We start from the raw sequence: 19,698 nt of genomic DNA, 5'->3' as shown, positions 1-19,698 counted from the left end.
CCTGTCCGCTCGGCCCGGTCCCGTCCACCACGCCCGGGGACCGGACCTCAGCGCACGGTGGCGCGCCGACCCGCCTGAGCCAGGAGCAGGGTCGCCGGGGGTGCGAAGTCGGGGACCTGGGGCGGTGGCGCGAACCGGCTGGGACGGTCTTCGTCGGTGATGTGGTCCCTCGCCCAGGGCCACAGGTCCATCGCCAGGGTCGAGGGGATGGGCCGGTCGAGCCCGAGGGCCGTGGCCACGTCCCAGCCGTGCAGCGTGATCTCCAACGCCCCGACCGCACCGAGCGTCTCGCGGGCGAGCTCGAGCGGACCGAGCACCACCATCGGCTCCGCGGGAGGGATCCAGGCGGCGACGAGCCCGCAGGCCCGCTGCCGGATGCTGGCGAGCAGGGCCCCGGCATCCACAGGGCCGGGCTCGGGGGCGAGGGCCAACGAGGAGGACCGGGCCGCCTCCGCCATCGCTGCCAGCGAGTCGTCCATGTGCAGGAGCAGGTCCAGCAACGACCACCGCGCGCAGGGCGTTGGCCGGTGCAGGGACTCGGGCGTCACGTGGGCCAGGCAGCCGCGGGTGTAGCCGACGGCCCGGTCCAGCAGCTCGACGGCGCTCGGGGTCGGTGGGGAGGAGCCTGGCAAGGACATGGTGGTCAGCGGGTGACGAGGTGGTCGGCCGGCAGCGTCGCCGGCAGGCCGAACTTCGCGAACAGCTCGAGGTCGAAGAAGGCCGCGACGTGCTCCACCTGCGTGCCGCGCAGGGTCAGCACCTGCAGGTGGAACGGGGCGAACGTGCCGTCGGGCTGGCGCATGTAGAGGCCGAACGCCGGCTGACCGTTCGCCATCGTCGCCACCATCGGCATGTCGTTGGTCCCGCCGGGGCACTGGGTGTCGATGAGTCGGCCGATCGCCTCGGCCCCCGAGTACCACCCGGTGAACGGAGGCATCTCCCACACCGCGTCGGCGGTGAGCATGCCGACGATCGCGGTGATGTCCTTGTCCCAGAACGCCTTCACGTAGCGGTCGAGCATCGCCTGCTTCTCGGCGTCGAGGGTCGTGTCGAGGGTGTCCTGGCTGAGGTCGGCCTTGGACAGCTGGGCGTGCGCGCGCTGGAGGGCGCTGTTCACGGCAGCCTCGGTGGTGTCGAGGGCTGCTGCCACCTCGGAGGCCTTCCAGCGCAGGACGTCGCGCAGGATGAGGACCGCGCGCTGCCGGGCCGGGAGGTGCTGGAGGGCGGCGATGAAGGCGAGGCGGATGCTCTCACGCTGGCCGACGATGCTCGCCGGGTCGCTCGACTCCCCGGCGACCAAGGGGTCCGGCGCCGGCTCCAGCCAGGAGATCTCGTTCGAGGACGCGAGGGCGTCGCCGGGCTCGCTGGCCGGGGCCCCCAGCCCCGTCGGCAGCGGCCTGCGGTCCTTGCCCTCGAGCGCGGTGAGGCAGACGTTCGTCGCGATGCGGTAGAGCCACGTCCGCACCGACGACCTCCCCTCGAAGCCACCGTAGGCGCGCCACGCGCGGAGGTAGGTCTCCTGGACCAGGTCCTCGGCGTCGTGGATCGACCCGGTCATCCGGTAGCAGTGGGCGGTGAGCTCGCGCCGGTAGCCGTCGGCGAGCGCCGGGAACGCCTCGGTCTGCGGCACCTCGGTGCCGGCCTGGGTGTCGCTCAGCTGGGTCATCGGGATCCTCCTGGTCGGCCACTGCGGTGCTCGCCCCACCCTAGGCACAGGGGGGTCGTACCGGGACAGACCCGCACGCCGACCAGAACTCATCGCCCGGGTAACAAATCGCCCTCGATTTGTCGCCGTACCCGTCGACGGGCCACCCCGCTGTCTAGGGTCGTGGACCGTGACCGGACGCGGGCGGGTGCTGCTGGGCGGGGGCGGGCTGACGCTCCTGCTCGCTGCCTGGGTGTCGGCCACCGGCCCGGTGGCCATCTTCGCGCGCCGGGACCTCACCCGTGCGCCCGTCCCGGTCCCCGGCATCGACTACGGCGTGGACGGCAGCGCAGGGTCCGAGGGGCGCCGGAGCTCGAACGTCCTGCCCGGACCCGACCAGCCCTTCCTGGTGGGTCTCGTGACCTGGGCGGCCAAGATCGTCCTCGCCGTCATCGTCCTGGCCCTCCTGGTCGCGGCGGTCCGCGAGCTGCGGCAGTGGTGGGACACCCGGACCGGTGCCGAGCCCCAGGTCCCCGACGACGTCGTCGTCCCCGAGGTGCTCCTGCGCGGTGCCCGCGAGGGCGAGGAGCTGCTGGCCACCGGCACGCCCGCGAACGCCGTGATCGCCGCCTGGGTGGCGCTGGAGGCGGCAGCGCGCTCGATCGGCGTGCGCGACGACACGACCCGCACCTCGGAGGAGCTGGTCACCGCCGTCCTGCGCTCCTGGTCGGTCGACCGTGCCCCGCTCGACGTGCTGGCGGCCCTGTACCGCGAAGCCCGCTTCTCGACCCACCCCGTGGGCGAGGAGATGCGTACCAGCGCCCGCGAGGCGCTGCAGCAGGTCCAGGTGGAGCTGCGCAACGCCGTCCCCAAGGGCCAGCGCCCGGGCGCCTCGACGTCGGCCGGTCCGGGCGGGAGACGATGAGGGCGCGCCTCGTGGCCCTGGGCCCCGTCCGCCAGCTCGTCCTCGCGCTCGTGGTGGCGCTGGCCGTGGGGACCGTCACGGTCGCCGTCCCGGTCCTGGCCAGCCCCGGGCTGCTGCTCGCGTGCGCCTCCCTCGTCGCGGCCATCGCCGTGCTGGCGCAGTGGCTCTGGCAGTCCCGCGGGTCGACCGACTGGACGCACACGTTCACCTCCACGACGCCGGCCCGGGGCACCGACCTGCGCATCGCCCGCATCGCCGGCGACATCCGGGCCACGACCTCGGGGAGCGACCCCGTCGCCGCGCAGCACCTCCACGACACCTTGACCTCCCTCGCGTCCGACCAGCTGCGCCTGCGCCGGGGGATCTCGCTCGCCGACGCCCCGGACGAGGCCCACGCGGCGCTCGGACCCGACCTCACGGCATACCTGACCCAACCGCCTCCGTCGCGCCTGACCGGCGCGCGCCTCGAGGCGTTCACCACCACCCTGGAGGAGCTCTAAGTGACCCAGCCCGTGACCCCAACGGTGACCCTCACCCTCGACCAGGTCTCGGCCCGTGCCGAGGCCATCCTCAGCGAGGTGGAGCGTGCCGTCGTCGGCAAGCGCCGCAGCCTGGAGATCGTCCTCGCGGGCGTGCTGGCCGGGGGCCACGTCCTCATGGAGGACTTCCCCGGGCTCGGCAAGACCCTGGCGGCGCGGTCGTTCGCGCAGGCGCTGGGGCTCGACTTCGCCCGGGCCCAGTTCACACCGGACCTGCTGCCGAGCGACCTCACCGGGTCGTTCCTCTACGACCAGCGCACCCACGAGTTCGCCTTCCGCAAGGGGCCGCTGTTCACCGGGCTGCTGCTTGCCGACGAGATCAACCGCACTCCCCCCAAGACGCAGTCGGCGCTGCTCGAGGCGATGCAGGAGGGGCAGGTGACCGTCGAGGGCGAGACGTTCGCCCTCCCGCGCCCCTTCCACGTCCTGGCCACGGCCAACCCGGTGGAGTACGAGGGCACCTACCCGTTGCCCGAGGCCCAGCTCGACCGGTTCCTGCTCCGGGTCAGCTTCGGCTACCCCACGGCCGCCGAGGAGTGGGACGTCCTGCAGCGCCGGATGGCCCGCCGGCAGGAGGCCCAGGAGGTCACCCGCGTCACCGACGCGGCCGGCCTGCTGCAGATGCAGGCGGCCGTCGAGACCGTCGCCGTCGACGAGGGCGTGGGCCAGTACTGCGTGCGCCTCGCCGCCGCGACCCGCACCCACCAGAACCTGCTCATGGGCGCCTCACCGCGAGGCTCGCTCGCGCTGCTGCTGACGTCACGGGCGTATGCCGTGCTGCGCGGCCGCGACTACGTCACCCCCGAGGACGTCAAGGCCGTCGCCCACGCCTGCCTCGACCACCGCGTCACCGTGCGCCCCGAGCTGTGGATGAACGACGTGTCGGCGGCGAGCGTCGTCGAGGCCGTCCTGTCCTCGGTGCCGACACCGTCGGCCACGGTGGCCGGATCGGCCCGGACGGGCTTCGAGCGCCCGTGAGCGACCTGCGGGCCGGGGTCGGCGGCCGGGTGCTGGCCGGCCGGTGGCGGGCGACCCCGGCGCACGTCCGCTCCCTGGCTCTCGGCCTGGTGCTGGTGGCCGCGGGGGTCGTCCTGCGCCGTCCCGACGCGGTGGTGCTCGGGGGGCCGCTGATGCTCGTGGCGCTGTGGGCCACCACGCGCCGGCCGACGACCGACCCCGCCGTGCACGCCCGGGTCGGCCACCCGCTTCTGCGCGAGGGGCAGGCCACCACCTGGCGGGCCACGGTGGAGCCGCACCCGGACGTCGAGGAGGTGGGCCTGACCCTGCTCCCCACGCCATACACCGCCTACTCCCCTTCGTCCCGCTCCCTGTCGGCCACCACCGACGGGACGGAGCCGACCACGGTCTCCCTGGTCTGCCGCAGCACCCGTTGGGGACGCAGGCCCCTCGGTCCGGCCACGGTGGCGCTGACCAGCCCCCTGGGGGCGTTCCGCTGGGAGCCCGAGCCCGTCTCGCTGGCGCCCATCCCGACGGTGCCGCTGCCGGACAGCTTCACCGCGCGGGTCGCTGTTCCCCGCCCCGACGGGCTGGTCGGCCAGAACCGGTCCCACCACCCCGGTGACGGCGGGGAGCTCGACCAGGTCAGGCCGTTCCGGTTCGGTGACCGGCTGCGCCGGGTCCACTGGCCCGTCTCGGTCCGCACCGGCGAGCTGCACGTCACCGCCACCCACGCCGACCAGGACAGCGAGATCCTCCTGCTCGTCGACGCCATGAACGACCTCGGGCAGAGCGAGGGTCTCGGCGGGTCCAGCAGCAGCCTCGACAACGCCGTGCGTGCCGCGGGCGCGATCGCCGAGCACTACCTGCGAGCCGGCGACCGGGTGGGCCTCATCGTCCTGGGCGCCCGCGACCTTCCACCCGTCACGGCGGCGGCCGGACCGCACCACCTGCGCCGCCTGCTCGACGCCCTCGCGCGCACCACCGTGGCCGACGGCACGGTCAGCGACGAGAAGCGCCTGCGCTCCCAGCTGCGGCACCACGTCTCGGCCGGGACCCTCGCCGTCATCCTCACGCCCGCCGTCTCCCCCGACGTCCTCGCCCACGCCGTCGGGCTGTCGCGACGCGGCATCTCGGTCGTCACGGTCGACACGCTGCCGGCGCACCTCGCCACCGGCGACATCCCGCTCGAACGCCTGGCCGAGGTCGTCGCGACGAGCGCCGACCACCCGGCGGAGAGCCGTCTCGCATGGCGGTTGCGGCTGCTCGAACGCAACCGAGAGATGGCCCGCGCCCGTGAGGCGGGTGTGCCGATCGTCCCCTGGGCCGGTCCCGGCACCCTCGACCTCGTGCTGCGCGACCTCGGGCGACGTTCGCGGTCGCCACGGGTGGTCAGCCGATGAGTGCGTCAGCCGGCACCCCGCACCAGCCCCGGGCCGGTTCCCGCACCAGCATCCTGGGCCTCTCCGCGTCGCAGGCCGCCGTCCGCGGCGTGCTGCTCGGCGCGTCCGTGGCGCTGGTGGCGACGACGCTCGTCGCCGCGCCGGACGGACTGCTCCCCGCCGCGGTCCTGCTCGTCGCCCTCGCGTCGTGGGCCGCCTGGCGCCCGGAGTCCGCCGCGGCGTCCGCGCTCGTCGTCGGCCTGGCCCTGTTCTGGGTGGGCACCGTCCCCGTCCCCGCCACGACGCAGGGGTGGCTGCTGCTGCTCCTCGCCGCGTGGCTCCTCCTGCTGGTCCACCTCGCCGCCGCGCTCGCGGCGAGCCTGCCCCCGGGCGCCCCGGTCCCGGCACGGTCCCTGCGTCGCTGGTCCCGTCGGACCGCGGTCGTCGCCGCGGGCACCGTGCCCCTGTGGGCGCTGTCCTCCACGGCCGGTCGCGAGGTGGTCGCCGGCCAGGTCTCCCTGACGTATGCCGCGATCGCCGCCGTGGCGATCCTCGCCCTGGCCGTCTGGCTGCTGTCGCGCGACCCGCGCCCCTGACCGGGGACCCGCCCACGACGTGAGGGGCCGCCCGGACAGCCCGGGCGGCCCCTCACGGGTGGTTCGTGGTGGTCAGGCGGAACGCTTGCGCGCGCGCTTGGGCTCCTCGTCGCGGCGGACGATCGTCGGCAGGACGTTGTCCTGGACGACCTCCCGGGTGACGACCACGCGGGCGATGCCGTCATCGCTGGGCACGTCGAACATGACCGGCATGAGCACCTCCTCCATGATCGCGCGCAGGCCGCGGGCACCGGTACGGCGCTCGTTGGCCTTCTCGGCGATGGCCGTCAGGGCGTCCTCGGTGAACTCGAGCTCGACCCCGTCGATCTCGAACATCTTCTTGTACTGCTTCACCAGCGCGTTGCGGGGCTCGGTGAGGATCTTGACGAGCGCGTGCTTGTCGAGTCCCTCGAGCGCCGTGATGACCGGGACACGGCCGATGAACTCCGGGATGAGCCCGTACTTCAGCAGGTCCTCGGGCATGACGTCGGCGAAGCTCTGCGCGTCGTCCTTCGGGAGGTGCAGGGCCGCACCGAAGCCGAGCCCCTTGGTGCCCGAGCGCGCCTCGATGATCTTGTCCAGGCCCGCGAAGGCGCCACCGACGATGAACAGCACGTTCGTCGTGTCGATCTGGATGAACTCCTGGTGCGGGTGCTTGCGACCGCCCTGTGGCGGGACCGAGGCGGTCGTGCCCTCGATGATCTTGAGCAGCGCCTGCTGGACCCCCTCGCCGGAGACGTCGCGGGTGATGCTGGGGTTCTCGCTCTTGCGGGCGATCTTGTCGACCTCGTCGATGTAGATGATGCCCGTCTCGGCCTTCTTGACGTCGTAGTCGGCGGCCTGGATGAGCTTGAGGAGGATGTTCTCGACGTCCTCGCCGACGTAGCCGGCCTCGGTCAGGGCCGTCGCATCGGCGATGGCGAAGGGCACGTTGAGCATGCGGGCCAGGGTCTGGGCGAGGTAGGTCTTGCCGGACCCGGTGGGGCCGATGAGCAGGATGTTCGACTTCGCGATGTCGACCGACTCGACGTCCTTCTTCGCGGTCGCCTCACTGGCCTGGATGCGCTTGTAGTGGTTGTAGACCGCGACGGCCAGCGCCTTCTTGGCGACGTCCTGTCCCACGACGTAGTTCTCGAGGAAGTCGAAGATCTCCCTCGGCTTGGGCAGCTCGTCCAGACCCAGCTCGGAGGACTCGGCGAGCTCCTCCTCGATGATCTCGTTGCAGAGGTCGATGCACTCGTCGCAGATGTAGACACCGGGGCCGGCGATGAGCTTCTTGACCTGCTTCTGGCTCTTGCCGCAGAACGAGCACTTCAGCAGGTCGCCGCTCTCTCCCATGCGTGCCACTCGCGGTCCTCCGGTCTGTCCGTGCGAACACTGCCCAGTGCGGGCAGCAACGGTCCGACGCTACAACGCCGCATGCCTCCGTGGCTCCATTGAAACCGCCGAGTCGGGCTCCCGTCGCCCTTGTCCGCTGAGGGCGGACAAGCCTCCGAGTTGGTGACCGTCCCCCACCCCCGGTATCCTTTGAGCACGAGGGGAGTACTTCCCACAGTCCGTCCGGTCAGTACGAGCACCCCATGGTGCTCCCGGGCGGCGCCGCATTTCCCAGGCGGTGAAGGAGACCTCGGACGACTAGCCATGAGGTCATCCATGTCTTCGTTCTCCTCCCCGTCCCTCCTCACCGCCGCGGCCGATCCCGCCACCGGTGACTCCATCGGCACCCCGCTCCTGTGGGCGGTCAGCATCGGCGCCGTCGTCGCCCTCGTGGTGATGGACTTCCTGCTCACCCGACGCCCGCACGAGGTCTCCATGAAGGAGGCGCTCGGCTGGTCGGCGTTCTACATCGGCCTCCCGGTCGCCTTCGGTGGCTACATCTGGTCGCAGCACGGCAGCACGATCGGTGTCGAGTACTACACCGGCTACCTCGTCGAGAAGTCGCTGTCGGTCGACAACCTGTTCGTCTTCATGCTCCTGCTCGCGGCTTTCGCCGTGCCCAAGGAGCTGCAGCAACGGGTGCTGCTCATCGGCGTCGTCGGGGCCCTGGCCCTGCGCGGGGTGTTCATCGCCCTGGGCGCCCAGATGCTCAAGACGTTCGACTGGACGTTCCTGCTCTTCGGGGCGGTGCTGCTGGTCACCGGGCTCAAGCTGCTCAAGGACGCCGTCCAGGGCAACGACCACGAGATCGACATCGACCGGATGCGCACGGTCCGCCTGCTCCGCAAGGTCATGCCCGTCAAGGACGAGTACCACTCCACCGCCATGACGATCCGCGAGAACGGCCGTCGCGCCCTCACCCCGCTGGCCCTCGTGACGGTCGCCATCCTCGCCACCGACATCGTGTTCGCGGTCGACTCCGTGCCCGCGGTCTACGGCATCACCGGCGACCCGTACCTCGTGTTCGCGACCAACGCCTTCGCGCTGCTGGGCCTGCGCGCCCTGTACTTCGTCCTCGAGGGGGCGTTGTCGCGGCTGGTGCACCTGGGCTACGGCCTCGCCGCCATCCTCGGCTTCATCGGCGTCAAGCTCGTCCTGCACTGGGCGCACGGCGTGTGGCCCTCGACGCCGGAGATCCCCACCCTGGCCTCGTTGGGCGTGATCGTCGGCATCCTCGCCGTGGTGACGGCCACCAGCCTGGCCGCCACGCGGGGCGACGAGGCCGACCACGGGGACGACCGCTCGAGTGGTCAGGCCGACCCCGAGCCGGAGCGCGCCGCCCTGCGCTGAGCCCCACCGGTCAGAGCCGCCGCCGCCGCACCAGCAGGACCGCGGCGGCGGCAGCCGCCAGGGTGCCGATCCCCGCGAGGGAAAGGACCCCCGCGCCCAGGCGCTGCCCGAGAGGCACCGGGGCGTGAGCGGCCCCCACCGACCGGCTGCTCGACCTCGCCGAGGGCGCGGTGCCCGACGCCGGCGGTCCCGGGGTGCGCACCGGTGGGTGCCCCGCCCCCGTCACGGCGACCACCCCGGCCTGGAGCTCGGCGCTCACGGGCGCGGTCCCGCCGCAGAGCCCGGCTTCGAGGGCGCCGCCCCGATCGGTCGCGAAGAGCAGGTACTCGCGCCCCGGCACCACCTCGAGGCCGCACGACGCGCCGTCACGAGGGCTGCGCACCTCGACGGTGCGCGGCGGCGTCCCCTTGAACGCCACGGTGACCTCGACAGGGTAGGTCACGACCGTTCCGTCGCCTGCCGGCTCTCCCACCGTCCCGAGGACGACGAGGTCGGCTCTGGTGACCTGGTCGGCCACCGGTGGAGCGGCACAGGAGCAGGCGAACGCGGCCGTCCCGGGGACGACGACCAGGGCAGCCGCGAGGACCACGACGAGCAGCGCTGCGCGTTTCATGGCCTTGGGACGGGACGGCCACCGCCGGCGTTCCCGACACCACGCACAGGTATGCCGCCCGCTCCGGGTCCCACGCGGTGCGTGGGCGGTGAGCGGACGGCATACCGGACGTGCGGGGCGACTCAGTCGTCCAGGGTGCCCTTGCGCGAGGCGAGGACCTCGTCGATCAGGCCGTACTCCTTGGCCTCCTGCGCGGAGAGGATCTTGTCGCGCTCGATGTCGTTGCGGACCTGCTCCGGCGTGCGACCGGAGTGCTGGGCCCACGTCTCCTCGAGCCAGGTGCGCATGCGCAGCACCTCGTTGGCCTGGATCTCGATGTCGGACGCCTGGCCACCCATGCCACCCTCGAGGGCGGGCTGGTGGATGAGGATCCGGGCGTTCGGCAGGGCGAACCGCTTGCCCTTGGCACCGGCCGACAGCAGCACCGCGGCGGCCGAGGCCGCCTGCCCGATGACGAACGTCTGCACGTCGGGGCGGATGTACTGCATCGTGTCGTAGATCGCGGCCATCGCGGTGAACGAGCCACCGGGGCTGTTGATGTACATGAGGATGTCGCGGTCGGGGTCCTGGGACTCCAGCACGATGAGCTGGGCGATGACGTCGTCCGCGGACGCGTCGTCGACCTGCACGCCGAGGAAGATGATGCGGTCCTCGAACAGCTTCGTGTAGGGGTCGAGGCGCTTCATGCCGTAGGAGGTGCGCTCCTCGAACTGCGGCAGGATGTAGCGGCTCGACGGAGCCGGGACGTGGAGCCCGCCGTGCATGGCGGGGTTGGTGTTGTAGTTCATCTGTCCGTCCCTCACTTGTCCCCGGTGACCGGGTTGTCGTCGCTGGCGCCCCGACCACCGGCCTGGGCGGCACTGCTGAACACGTGGTCGACGAAGCCGTACTCCTTGGCCTCGTCGGCACTGAACCAGCGGTCGCGGTCGGAGTCCTTCTCGATCTGTTCCTTCGACTGGCCGGTGTGCTCGGCGATCAGCTCGGCCATCTGCTTCTTGACGTAGAGCATCTGCTCAGCCTGGATCTTGATGTCCGACGCGGTGCCGCCGATGCCACCCGAGGGCTGGTGCATCATCACGCGGGCGTGCGGGGTGGCGTAGCGCTTGCCGTGGGTGCCGGCGGAGAGCAGGAACTGGCCCATCGAGGCCGCCATGCCCATGGCCACGGTCGCCACGTCGTTGGGGATCCACTTCATCGTGTCGTAGATCGCCATGCCCGCGGAGATCGATCCGCCGGGGCTGTTGATGTACAGCCAGATGTCCTTGCTGGGGTCCTCGGCGGCGAGCAGCAGGAGCTGCGCGCAGATCGCGTTCGCGTTGTCGTCGCGGACGTCCGAGCCGAGGAAGATGATCCGCTCCTTGAGCAGACGGTTGTAGATGTGGTCGTCCAGACCACCCTGCGGCCGCTCGGCAGCGGCGACGATCTCGTGTGGTGTGCTCACCATGTCTCCATCGCTCGGGGTTGTGCTTGTCAGTGACCCTAACGCGGAGGTGGCGGGCGGAAGTCCCCGATCCACCGCATGTTCGCCCTGAGCGCACAGCCGTGCGTGTGGCGCCCGGCCGCCGGGCGCCGCACGCCTGCGTCAGGAGCGGGTTGCGGGCTCCCGCTCGACGACCGCGGCCTCGGGCTCGCGCGTCGCCGGGATGACGAGCATCGCGGCGGCGACCATGACCGTGACGGCCATGAGGGCCTTGAGCACCGTGAAGTGGTCGCCGAGGAATCCGAGCAGCGGGGGCCCGGCGATGAAGGCGGTGTAGCCGATGGTGGCGACGACCGACATGCGGGCGGCTGCGCGGGCCGGGTCGTCGGCCGAGGCGCTCATGCCGACGGGGAAGCCCAGCGAGGCGCCCACACCCCAGACGGCGGTGCCGAGGTAGGCCACCCAGACGTTGCCGAAGATCACCATGATCGAGCCGACGGCAGCCATGGCGAAGGTGACCTGGAGCACCGGGACGCGGCCGTACTGGTCGAGCAAGCGGGTGCCGACGAGGCGCCCGACGGTCATGAAGGACAGGAAGGAGGCGAAGGCCAGCACGCCGGCCCAGGCGGGGAGGTCGTGGCCCTCCACGAAGCCGACCGCGATCCAGTCGTTGGCGGTGCCCTCGGTGAAGGCCGCGGCCAGCACGACCAGCCCGATCATCAGGGTGCGCGGCTCCAGCCACGCCGAGCGCGGCTTGGTCGCGACGGCGCCACCCTCGGCGGTCGACGCCTCGTCGCTCACCTCGACCTCACGGGGGAGGAAGGACTTCAGGGCCCACAGGCCCAGGGCGGCCGAGACGACGATGGCTGCGACGAAGTGCACCAGCAGCGGCACGCTCCCCCACGACATACCGGCGCCGATGAGGGCGCTGAGCACCGTGCCCCCGGAGAAGGCCGCGTGGAAGTGCGGCATGACCGTCTTGCCGAGCAGCCGCTCCACCGCGGCGCCCTCGAGGTTCATGGCGACGTCCCAGAGGCCGACACCCATCCCGACGAAGTACAGGCCGGCGGCCATCAGCCAGCGCGACTGGGCGACGTCGACCGCGAGGGCCACGACGAGCAGCCCGGCGAACCCGAGCACCATGCCGACGACGATCGTGCGCGCGGCCCCGATCCGACCGGCGACCCGCCCTGCGGACGGCAGCGCCGTGAGCGACCCCGCGGACGCCGCGAACAAGGTGAGACCGAGCTGGCCGGCGCTGAGGCCGAGCTCGGCCTTGCTGTCGGCGATGCGGGACGCGAAGGACGCGAAGGTGACGCCGGCGAGGGCGAAGACGATGAAGACGGCGTTGCGGGCGGAGACGACCCGGGCACGGTCGAGGGAGGTGTGGTTCACGGTGGCTTCCTGCGCGACGCGCGGGTCTGGTACGGAGGTCGAATCGATTCGATCGAATCGTTTCGATAGTCTGTCCCGCATGACCACTCCCCGTCAACCTCGGGCGACGCTCCGCGCCGTGGCCCAGGCCGCCGGAGTGTCCACCTCCACGGCGTCGCTCGCCTTCAGCGGCAAGGGACCCGTGGCGCCCGAGACGGCGGAGCGGGTGCGGGCCGCGGCGGTCGAGCTGGGCTACACCGGACCCGACCCCCTCGCCTCCTCGCTGCGCAACGGTCGCTCCGGGGTCGTCGGTGTCATCGTCGAGGGCCGGCTCCTGCACGCCTTCCGCGACCCGTTCGCGGTGAGCGTGCTGGACGGCCTGTCCCAGGTGCTCGACGAGATCCCGGCCGGGATGCTCCTCATCGCCCAGCACGCGGGGCACCCGGAGAAGGCCGTCCCCCAGCTCGGGGCGACCGCGCTCGACGCCGTCGTCTTCTCGCTCTGCGGCCCCGACGACAACCCGGCGGTCGACCACCTGGCGGCCCGCGGCATCCCCATGCTCGGGGACGGCTCGCCGGCGGACCCGCGCGTGGTCCAGCTCGCGCTCGACAACCGGGGGGCCAGCGCCACCATCACCCGACACGTGCGCGACCTCGGCCACCAGCGGGTGGCCCACCTGATGATGCCCCTGCGCCCCGACTCCACGACCGGCCTCGTGGACGTGTCCGCCCTGCGCGAGGCGACCTTCACCGACAGCCGGGACCGGGCCCTGGGCTTCCTCGACGTGCACGACCTCGCCGGCCGACCCGGCCTCCTCGCCGCCACGTCGCTGCCCGATGTCGAGCAGGGGGCCGCCGCCGCCCGGCTGCTCCTCGACCGGCCGGTCGGTCGGCGTCCCACGGCCGTCGTCGCCCAGTCCGACCTCCTGGCGATGGGCGTCGTGCGCGCCGCCGACGAGCTGGGCCTGCGCGTCCCCGAGGACCTGAGCGTCACCGGCTTCGACGGGGTGGAGCTCCCCTGGTTCGCCGGCACGCTCACCACGATGGACCAGCACGGCGAGCGCAAGGGACGCAGCCTCGGCGAGCTGCTGCGCCGCCTCCTCGACGGCGAACGCCCCGACGACCAGGTGGCCCCGGTGACGCTGCGCGTGGGCACCACCACGACGCCCCCGCCCGGCTGAGGCGGACGGGGGCGGGGGCACGAACCGGTCCAGGGGGGATGGACCGGTCGGCGATCTGGGGCGGCCACGAGGACCGCGCCGGGCGGCTCGCAGGGAACGCACGGCTGCACGGCCGGGGTCGACCTGCGCCGGGGAGGCGCCCTCGTACCGGTCGGTCAGGCGTCGATGGTGGCGCTCCGCGGCGGCGGACCGTCGGTGCCCTCGGTGACCGACTGGGCCTGCGCCGGGTCGGGGACGCGAGCCGGCTCGGCGACCAGGTTGACGGTGACGTACCGCCCCTGGGCGTCCGTGGTCACGGCACCCTCGAACTCCATGTAGCCGTCGTTCGCGGAGACGAGGTGGATCTCCCAGCGGGTGTCCAGAGCCGCCACACCCCACAGTCGCTCCACGCCGACCCCGGCCTCCCACGGCGCGACGTCGTCGGCACAGCGGCAGATGCCGATGATCATCCGGTCCACGTCCTGCGTGCGGCCGAGCTCGACCTCGGCGAAGAGGCGGCTACCGACCAGGCCCTTCTGGAGGGTGGCCTGCAGCGCCGCGACGTGGTGGTCGTCCGCGGGGTTGGCGTTCTCCTGGACCGCCAGCCGCAGCTTGTGGAACGAGGCCCTGTCCATGGGACAAGACTCAGGGGCGGGCCCCTGTCAGCAATCCGGCAAATGACGTATGCCGTGTCCCGAATTCCGGGACACGGCATACGTTTGCCTGCGCTTGGCGGTCGTTGACCGCCGTTGGCGTCAGTGGTCGTGACCCTCGTGGTCGTGGTCGTGACCCTCGTGGTCGTGGTCGTGACCGGCGTCGGCGAGCTCGGACGCGACGTCGGTCGCGGTGACCTCACTGAGGTCGATCGTCGCGCCAGTGGTGTCGACGACCTTGGCCTGCTCGAGCACGCTGGCCAGCGCCTTGCGACGGGCGACCTCGGCGACCATGGAGGGCACCTGGCCCTGCTGGTCGATCGCCTGGGCGAACTGGTTGGGGTCCATGCCGTACTGCTGGGCCGACATGACGAGGTACTCGATGAGCTCGGGCTGCTCGACCTTGACGTCGGTCTTCTCGGCGATGGCGTCGAGCAGGAACTGGGCCCGGAGCGCCTTGCGGGTGCTCTCGTCGACCTCGGCGCGGTGCTCGTCGTCCTCGAGGCGGTTCTCGCCCTCGAGGTGGGCGTTGACCTCGGCCTCGACGAGCGCGTCGGGCACCGGGATCTCGATGGTCTCGAGGAGGTGCTCGAGCACCTTGTCGCGGGCCTGGACGCCCTGCTCGAACTTCTTGGCCTGCTCGGCCTGCTTGGTCACGTCGGCGCGCAGCTCACGCAGCGTGTCGAACTCCGAGGCCAGCTGGGCGAAGTCGTCGTCCAGCGAGGGCAGCTCGCGCACCTTGACGGACTGGACGGTGACCGTGACGGCCGCGTCCTCGCCCTCGTGGTCGCCACCGGCGAGCGGGGCGGTGAAGTTCTTGGTCTCGCCCGCGGTCATGCCGGCGAGGGCGTCGTCGAGGCCGTCGAGCATGTTGCCGGAACCGACCTCGTAGGAGATGCCCTTGACCGAGTCGATCTCCTCGTCGCCGATGGAGGCGTCGAGGTCGATGGACACGAAGTCGCCGGTCTCGACGGCACGGTCGACACCGGTGAGGCTGCCGAAGCGCTCCTGGAGCGCGATGAGGCGCTCCTCGACGTCCTCGTCGGACGCCTTGGCCTCGTCGACCTCGACCGTGATGGCGCTGAAGTCCTCGGGGAGCTCGACCTCGGGACGGACGTCGACCTCGACGGTGAACTTGAGGTCCTGGCCGTCCTCGGCGGGGACCTCGGTCACGTCGACCTCGGGCTGGCCGATCGGCCGCACCTTGTTCTCCTCGACGGCCTGGCCGTAGAACTGCGGGAGGGCCTCGTTGACGGCCTCCTGCAGCACGGCACCGCGGCCGACGCGCTGGTCGATGATGCGGCTGGGGACCTTCCCCTTGCGGAAGCCGGGGACCTGGATCTGGGAGCCGATGGTCGCGTATGCCGCGTCGAGGCTGGGCTTGAGCTCCTCGAACGGCACCTCGACGGTCAGCTTGACCCGGGTCGGGTTGAGGGTCTCGACGGCACTCTTCACTGCGGGGTACTCCAGGTTCAGGTGGGGAACGGGCGGGGCAAAAGAAAGGCCCTGCACACCGGCGGTGGGCGCGCGCGGGCCAAAAACCCATCGTAGCCGCTGCCGGACGTGCCACCGAACCGAGCCCGCGGGCACCGCCGGGAGGGGCCACGCGCCATACGCGCGGAGCGCCCGGCCGGACCCCGCGCGGACGGTGCGGCTATCGGTGCGGGCCGGGTGGGTACCCACGACATCTGTCACGAATCCGGGCAAAGTCTTCGGCTCAATGCCGTCATTTCTTCGTCAGGTGGCTCCGACGATGACGAATGTCACGGTTCGTCCCCCGGTGGCCGGTGAGAGTCCGACCAAGGACGGCAGCCGCCGACCTCTCCCCCTACACAGGAGAACCCACGCATGCGCAAGCAGATCCTCGCCGTCGCCCTCGCGGCCTCGGCCTCGCTCGGGCTCGCCGCGACGACGGTCACCGCCGCCGGAGCGGCCCCGTCGGCACGCGGACACGCCACCCGTGTCTGTGCCACCCCGTCCTCCCCCACCGTCGCCGCGTGCTCGGCCGAGAAGCTGGTCGACGGCTCCGGCGCTGCCGTCAGCCCCTCGGGCAAGCCGGTGACGCCGCAGGCGATCTCCGGGAAGACCCCCGCCGACATCCAGAGCGCCTACAAGGTGACCGGGCTGTCCGCCGGTGGCCGCACCGTCGCCATCGTCGACGCCTACGGCTACCCCAACGCCGAGCGCGACCTCGGCGTCTACCGCAGCCAGTGGGGCCAGTCCGCCTGCACCACCGCGAACGGCTGCCTGCGCATCATCAACCAGACCGGCGGCACCTCGCTCCCGCGCTTCAACGCCGGCTGGGCCGGCGAGCAGGCGCTCGACCTCGACGCCGTCTCGGCCACCTGCCCCTCCTGCAAGATCGTCCTCGTCCAGGCCAACAGCGCCAGCCTTGCCGACCTCGGCGCCGCGGTGAACACCGCCGCCAAGCAGGCCGGAGTCGCGGCGATCTCCAACAGCTACGGCGGCGGCGACCTCGCCGACAGCTCCTACGGTGCGGCCTACAACCACCCCGGCATCGCCGTCACCGCCTCGACCGGTGACAACGGCTACCAGGGCGGCAGCTTCCCGGCCTCGTCGCACTACGTGACCGCCGTCGGTGGCACGTCCCTGTACAAGGACACCAGTGCCCGCGGCTGGAACGAGTCGGCGTGGAGCGGCGCCGGTTCGGGCTGCACCACCCTCAACGCGGCCCCGGCCGGCCAGACCTCGGCCATGACCGCCTGCAGCGGTCGCGCCATCGCCGACGTCTCCGCGGTCGCCGACCCCAACACGGGCCTGGCCACCTACGCCCCGACCACGCAGAGCTCCTCGTCGTGGGCGCAGTACGGCGGCACCAGCCTCTCCTCGCCGATCGTCGCCTCCGTCTACGCGCTCAGCGGCAACACGGCCGGCTACGCCAACACGCTCCCGTACGCCAACCAGGCGGGCCTGTTCGACGTGACGTCGGGCTCCAACGGCACCTGCGCCTCGTGGTGCACCGCCAAGTCGGGCTGGGACGGCCCCACGGGCCTGGGCACCCCGAACGGCACGTCCGCGTTCTGATCCACCTGCACCACCGACGGTCCCCGAGGCACGCGCCTCGGGGACCGTCGTCCGTCCGTCGGGCAGGACCGCGCGGGCCCACCTAGGTTTGAACCATGAGCAGCGAGCAGCAGCCCCTGGAGTTCGACGTCGTCGTCATCGGTGCAGGGCCGGTCGGCGAGAACGTCGCCGACCGCGCACACAAGGCCGGCCTGACCGTGGCGATCGTCGAGAAGCACCTGGTCGGTGGCGAGTGCAGCTTCTACGCCTGCTCCCCCAGCAAGGCGCTCCTGCGCCCGATCCACGCGACGCGGGCCTCCCAGCGCGTGCAGGGGTCGGACGGCGCGCACCTCGACCCCCAGGGCGTCCTCGACCGCCGCGACTCCTGGATCAACCACCTCGACGACAGCGGCCAGGTCGGCTGGCTCGACCACGTCGGCATCACCCTCCTGCGGGGCGAGGGCCGCCTCACCGGCAGCAAGGCCCTGGAGGTGGACGGCCGGGAGGTGCGTGCCCGCCATGCGGTCGTCCTCGCGACCGGCACGACGCCCGCCATGCCCCCGATCCCGGGGTTGCGTGAGGCGAAGCCGTGGACCAACCGGGAGGCGACCACGACGCGGCGCATCCCCGAACGTCTCGCCGTCCTCGGCGGCGGGGTCGTGGCCTGCGAGCTCGCCCAGGTCTTCCAGGCGCTGGGCTCCGCAGTGACCGTGGTCGAGCAGGCGCCCGGGCTCCTGGGGCGCAACGAGGAGTTCGCGGGCACGGCGGTCGAGGAGGCCCTGCGGCGTGACGGCGTCGACGTGCGCACCGGCACCAAGGCGGAGGAGGTCTCCCGGCTCGGTCCCACCGGCGAGGTGACCGTCCACCTCGAGGGAGGCGGAACCGTCGTGGCCGACGAGCTGCTCGTCGCCGTGGGGCGCACCCCGGCCACGCACGGGCTGGGACTGGACTCCGTCGGCGCCGAGCTCACCGAGGCCGGCTACGTCTCGGTCACCGAGCGCATGGAGGTCGAGGGGCTCTCGGACGAGGCGCCTTGGCTGTATGCCGTGGGTGACGTCAACGGCATCGCCCTCCTCACCCACATGGGCAAGTACCAGGCCCGCGCCTGCGGTGACCTCATCGGCGCCCGCGCCGCGGGTCGCGAGCCCGACGCCGGGAAGACGACGCCGTGGGCGGACGACCTCGGCTCCCCCCAGGTCGTCTTCACCGACCCCGAGGTCGCGGCGGCCGGCCTCACCGAGGCGCAGGCCCGCGAGCGCGGGCTGAACATCCGCGTCGTCGACCTGCCGATGGACAAGGCGTCCGGGTCGGGCCTGCAGGCCGAGGGGTACCAGGGGCAGGCGCGGATCGTCGTCGACGAGGACGCGGGGGTGCTCGTCGGGGCGACCTTCGTCGGCCAGGACGTCGCCGAGCTCATCCACCCCGCGACCGTCGCCATCGTCGGCAAGGTGCCGCTCACCACGCTCTGGCACGCGGTCCCGTCCTACCCCACGATGAGTGAGATCTGGTTGCGGCTGCTCGAGGAGTACGGCCTCTGAGCGGATCCGCGCCGTGGCGTGCCCACGCCGCTCCACGGTCCGCCCAGCACGGATCGACGTGGGGAAGTGTCCGAAAGATGCGTCTTCGGTACCAGCCACTGACGTCCCTGCGCGGGTAGCGTCCGCCGGAGCCCCCACGGGGGGGAAGGTCTGCGAAGGGAACCCCATGCGAGTCCGCACCCCGCTCCGCCTCGGCGTTCTGGCAGCAGCTGCCGTGCTGCTGCTCGGCACCGGATCTGCCAGCTCCGTCAGCGCCTCAACGGGCGGCACCTCACCCGGTGCCGCCTCCTGCTCCTCCGACGCCTCCAGCGCCGCGCGCGTCATCAAGGGCGCGACCGCCAAGGAGCCTGAGCTCTACCCCAAGAACGAGGCCAACGCCTACGGCGTCCTCAAGGACCTGCCGAGCCTCGCGAACGGCAGCGTCCGGATCCCGACGGTCTTCCACATGATCGGCGAGGACGCGTTCACCGCCGCCGAGAAGCAGCGCTGGAACACCCTCATCGCCGCTCAGATGAAGGTCCTCAACGACTCCTACTCCGGCGCCACCGCCGCGGACGCGGCGAACACCCCGTTCCGCTTCGACCTCACCCAGACCACCTGGACGGTCAACCCTGCGTGGTACACCGTGGTCCCCGGCAAGAACGAGCGCGACATGAAGAAGTCGCTCTACACCGGAGACGCACGCACCCTCAACGTGTACGCCGCGGACATCGGTGACGGCCTGCTCGGGTGGGCCTACTTCCCCAAGGGCTACAACAACGGCCGGGACTACATCGACGGCGTCGTCATGCTCGACGAGTCCATGCCCGGCGGGACCGCGGGCAAGTACGCGCTCGGCGACACCCTCACCCACGAGGTGGGTCACTGGCTGATGCTCGAGCACACCTTCGCCCATGGCTGCGCGGCCAGCGGCGACTTCGTGGCCGACACCCCGCGCGAGGCGATGCCGCAGTTCGACTGCCCGACCGGGGCGGACACCTGCACCGCGCCGGGCCTCGACCCGATCCACAACTTCATGGACTACACGCAGGACTCCTGCATGAACATGTTCACCCGGGGCCAGTCTGACCGGATGAGCGATGCGTGGCAGCAGTTCCGTGCGGGCGGGGGCAAGAGCTGATCGCTCCCTCCAGCATGACGAAGGGC

19 protein-coding genes are annotated in these 19,698 nt (G+C 72.0%); 10 read left to right on the top strand and 9 right to left on the bottom strand.

What is annotated here, in order from left to right; translation table 11 throughout:
* Positions 1-47: 47 nt before the first annotated feature.
* Together ACYVKF_RS13665 and ACYVKF_RS13660 are read right to left on the bottom strand one after the other, a co-directional pair.
* Entirely contained in the window at positions 48-638 is a 591-nt protein-coding gene (locus ACYVKF_RS13665; protein ID WP_056920024.1) for a TIGR03086 family metal-binding protein, read from the bottom strand.
* 5 nt (positions 639-643) lie between these two features.
* Positions 644-1,666 carry a sigma-70 family RNA polymerase sigma factor gene (locus ACYVKF_RS13660; protein ID WP_056920025.1) on the bottom strand — a complete coding sequence of 341 codons (1,023 nt, stop codon included), beginning with the start codon at positions 1,664-1,666 and terminating at the stop codon, positions 644-646.
* 169 nt (positions 1,667-1,835) lie between these two features.
* Between ACYVKF_RS13660 and ACYVKF_RS13655 the strand changes: the two genes are divergently transcribed.
* Genes ACYVKF_RS13655 through ACYVKF_RS13635 form a run of 5 tightly spaced genes read left to right on the top strand, consistent with a single transcriptional unit; the run spans position 1,836 to position 6,044 of the window.
* Positions 1,836-2,570: a DUF4129 domain-containing protein gene (locus ACYVKF_RS13655; RefSeq protein WP_460967091.1), complete on the top strand. Its 735-nt coding sequence runs from the start codon at positions 1,836-1,838 to the stop codon at positions 2,568-2,570.
* Positions 2,571-2,581: 11 nt separating this feature from the next.
* Entirely contained in the window at positions 2,582-3,070 is a 489-nt protein-coding gene (locus ACYVKF_RS13650) for a hypothetical protein (protein ID WP_056920027.1), read from the top strand.
* Positions 3,071-4,087, top strand: coding sequence for an AAA family ATPase (locus ACYVKF_RS13645; RefSeq protein WP_056917758.1), 1,017 nt, complete (start codon positions 3,071-3,073; stop codon positions 4,085-4,087).
* Positions 4,084-5,469: a DUF58 domain-containing protein gene (locus tag ACYVKF_RS13640; protein WP_460967088.1), complete on the top strand. Its 1,386-nt coding sequence runs from the start codon at positions 4,084-4,086 to the stop codon at positions 5,467-5,469. The genes ACYVKF_RS13645 and ACYVKF_RS13640 overlap by 4 nt, the downstream gene beginning before the upstream one ends.
* A complete protein-coding gene (locus tag ACYVKF_RS13635) occupies positions 5,466-6,044 on the top strand; it encodes a hypothetical protein (protein ID WP_460967086.1) in 579 nt (192 codons plus the stop codon). The genes ACYVKF_RS13640 and ACYVKF_RS13635 overlap by 4 nt, the downstream gene beginning before the upstream one ends.
* A gap of 72 nt (positions 6,045-6,116) precedes the next feature.
* On the opposite strand, the gene clpX is transcribed toward ACYVKF_RS13635, so the two are convergent.
* Positions 6,117-7,391, bottom strand: a complete 1,275-nt coding sequence (gene clpX / locus ACYVKF_RS13630) for an ATP-dependent Clp protease ATP-binding subunit ClpX (RefSeq protein ID WP_056917761.1) — start codon at positions 7,389-7,391, stop codon at positions 6,117-6,119.
* Positions 7,392-7,697: 306 nt separating this feature from the next.
* On the opposite strand from clpX, the gene ACYVKF_RS13625 reads away from it, so the two are divergent.
* A complete protein-coding gene (locus ACYVKF_RS13625; protein WP_056917762.1) occupies positions 7,698-8,771 on the top strand; it encodes a TerC family protein in 1,074 nt (357 codons plus the stop codon).
* A gap of 10 nt (positions 8,772-8,781) precedes the next feature.
* Here ACYVKF_RS13625 and ACYVKF_RS13620 read toward each other — a convergent pair whose 3' ends face one another.
* The 4 genes from ACYVKF_RS13620 to ACYVKF_RS13605 form a co-directional block, all read right to left on the bottom strand.
* The gene (locus ACYVKF_RS13620; protein WP_460967083.1) at positions 8,782-9,384 is read right to left on the bottom strand and encodes a hypothetical protein; all 603 of its coding nucleotides are present in this window, start codon (positions 9,382-9,384) and stop codon (positions 8,782-8,784) included.
* Positions 9,385-9,506: 122 nt separating this feature from the next.
* Positions 9,507-10,172: an ATP-dependent Clp protease proteolytic subunit gene (locus tag ACYVKF_RS13615; RefSeq protein WP_056917764.1), complete on the bottom strand. Its 666-nt coding sequence runs from the start codon at positions 10,170-10,172 to the stop codon at positions 9,507-9,509.
* An 11-nt stretch (positions 10,173-10,183) separates the two neighbouring features.
* Positions 10,184-10,828: an ATP-dependent Clp protease proteolytic subunit gene (locus ACYVKF_RS13610; protein WP_056917765.1), complete on the bottom strand. Its 645-nt coding sequence runs from the start codon at positions 10,826-10,828 to the stop codon at positions 10,184-10,186.
* A gap of 138 nt (positions 10,829-10,966) precedes the next feature.
* The gene (locus ACYVKF_RS13605; protein WP_056917766.1) at positions 10,967-12,199 is read right to left on the bottom strand and encodes an MFS transporter; all 1,233 of its coding nucleotides are present in this window, start codon (positions 12,197-12,199) and stop codon (positions 10,967-10,969) included.
* Between the two features lie 79 nt (positions 12,200-12,278).
* On the opposite strand from ACYVKF_RS13605, the gene ACYVKF_RS13600 reads away from it, so the two are divergent.
* Positions 12,279-13,358, top strand: coding sequence for a LacI family DNA-binding transcriptional regulator (locus tag ACYVKF_RS13600; RefSeq protein WP_460967080.1), 1,080 nt, complete (start codon positions 12,279-12,281; stop codon positions 13,356-13,358).
* A gap of 155 nt (positions 13,359-13,513) precedes the next feature.
* Here ACYVKF_RS13600 and ACYVKF_RS13595 read toward each other — a convergent pair whose 3' ends face one another.
* Together ACYVKF_RS13595 and tig are read right to left on the bottom strand one after the other, a co-directional pair.
* Positions 13,514-13,972 (bottom strand): hypothetical protein, encoded by a 459-nt coding sequence (locus ACYVKF_RS13595; RefSeq protein ID WP_056920034.1) that lies wholly within the window; start codon positions 13,970-13,972, stop codon positions 13,514-13,516.
* A gap of 120 nt (positions 13,973-14,092) precedes the next feature.
* A complete protein-coding gene (tig, locus tag ACYVKF_RS13590) occupies positions 14,093-15,445 on the bottom strand; it encodes a trigger factor (RefSeq protein ID WP_460967078.1) in 1,353 nt (450 codons plus the stop codon).
* Between the two features lie 393 nt (positions 15,446-15,838).
* Between tig and ACYVKF_RS13585 the strand changes: the two genes are divergently transcribed.
* The 3 genes from ACYVKF_RS13585 (at position 15,839) to ACYVKF_RS13575 (ending at position 19,672) form a co-directional block, all read left to right on the top strand.
* Positions 15,839-17,035 carry a S53 family peptidase gene (locus ACYVKF_RS13585; RefSeq protein WP_056917770.1) on the top strand — a complete coding sequence of 399 codons (1,197 nt, stop codon included), beginning with the start codon at positions 15,839-15,841 and terminating at the stop codon, positions 17,033-17,035.
* A gap of 95 nt (positions 17,036-17,130) precedes the next feature.
* A complete protein-coding gene (locus tag ACYVKF_RS13580) occupies positions 17,131-18,552 on the top strand; it encodes a dihydrolipoyl dehydrogenase family protein (protein ID WP_460967075.1) in 1,422 nt (473 codons plus the stop codon).
* 166 nt (positions 18,553-18,718) lie between these two features.
* Complete coding sequence (locus ACYVKF_RS13575) at positions 18,719-19,672, top strand: zinc metalloprotease (protein ID WP_460967073.1); 954 nt, start codon at positions 18,719-18,721, stop codon at positions 19,670-19,672.
* Positions 19,673-19,698 lie beyond the last annotated feature (26 nt).

The sequence above is a fragment of the Pedococcus soli genome, from assembly GCF_054782575.1.
The sequence above is the reverse complement of the archived record's forward strand: the minus strand, read 5'-3'. Positions and strand labels throughout refer to the sequence as shown.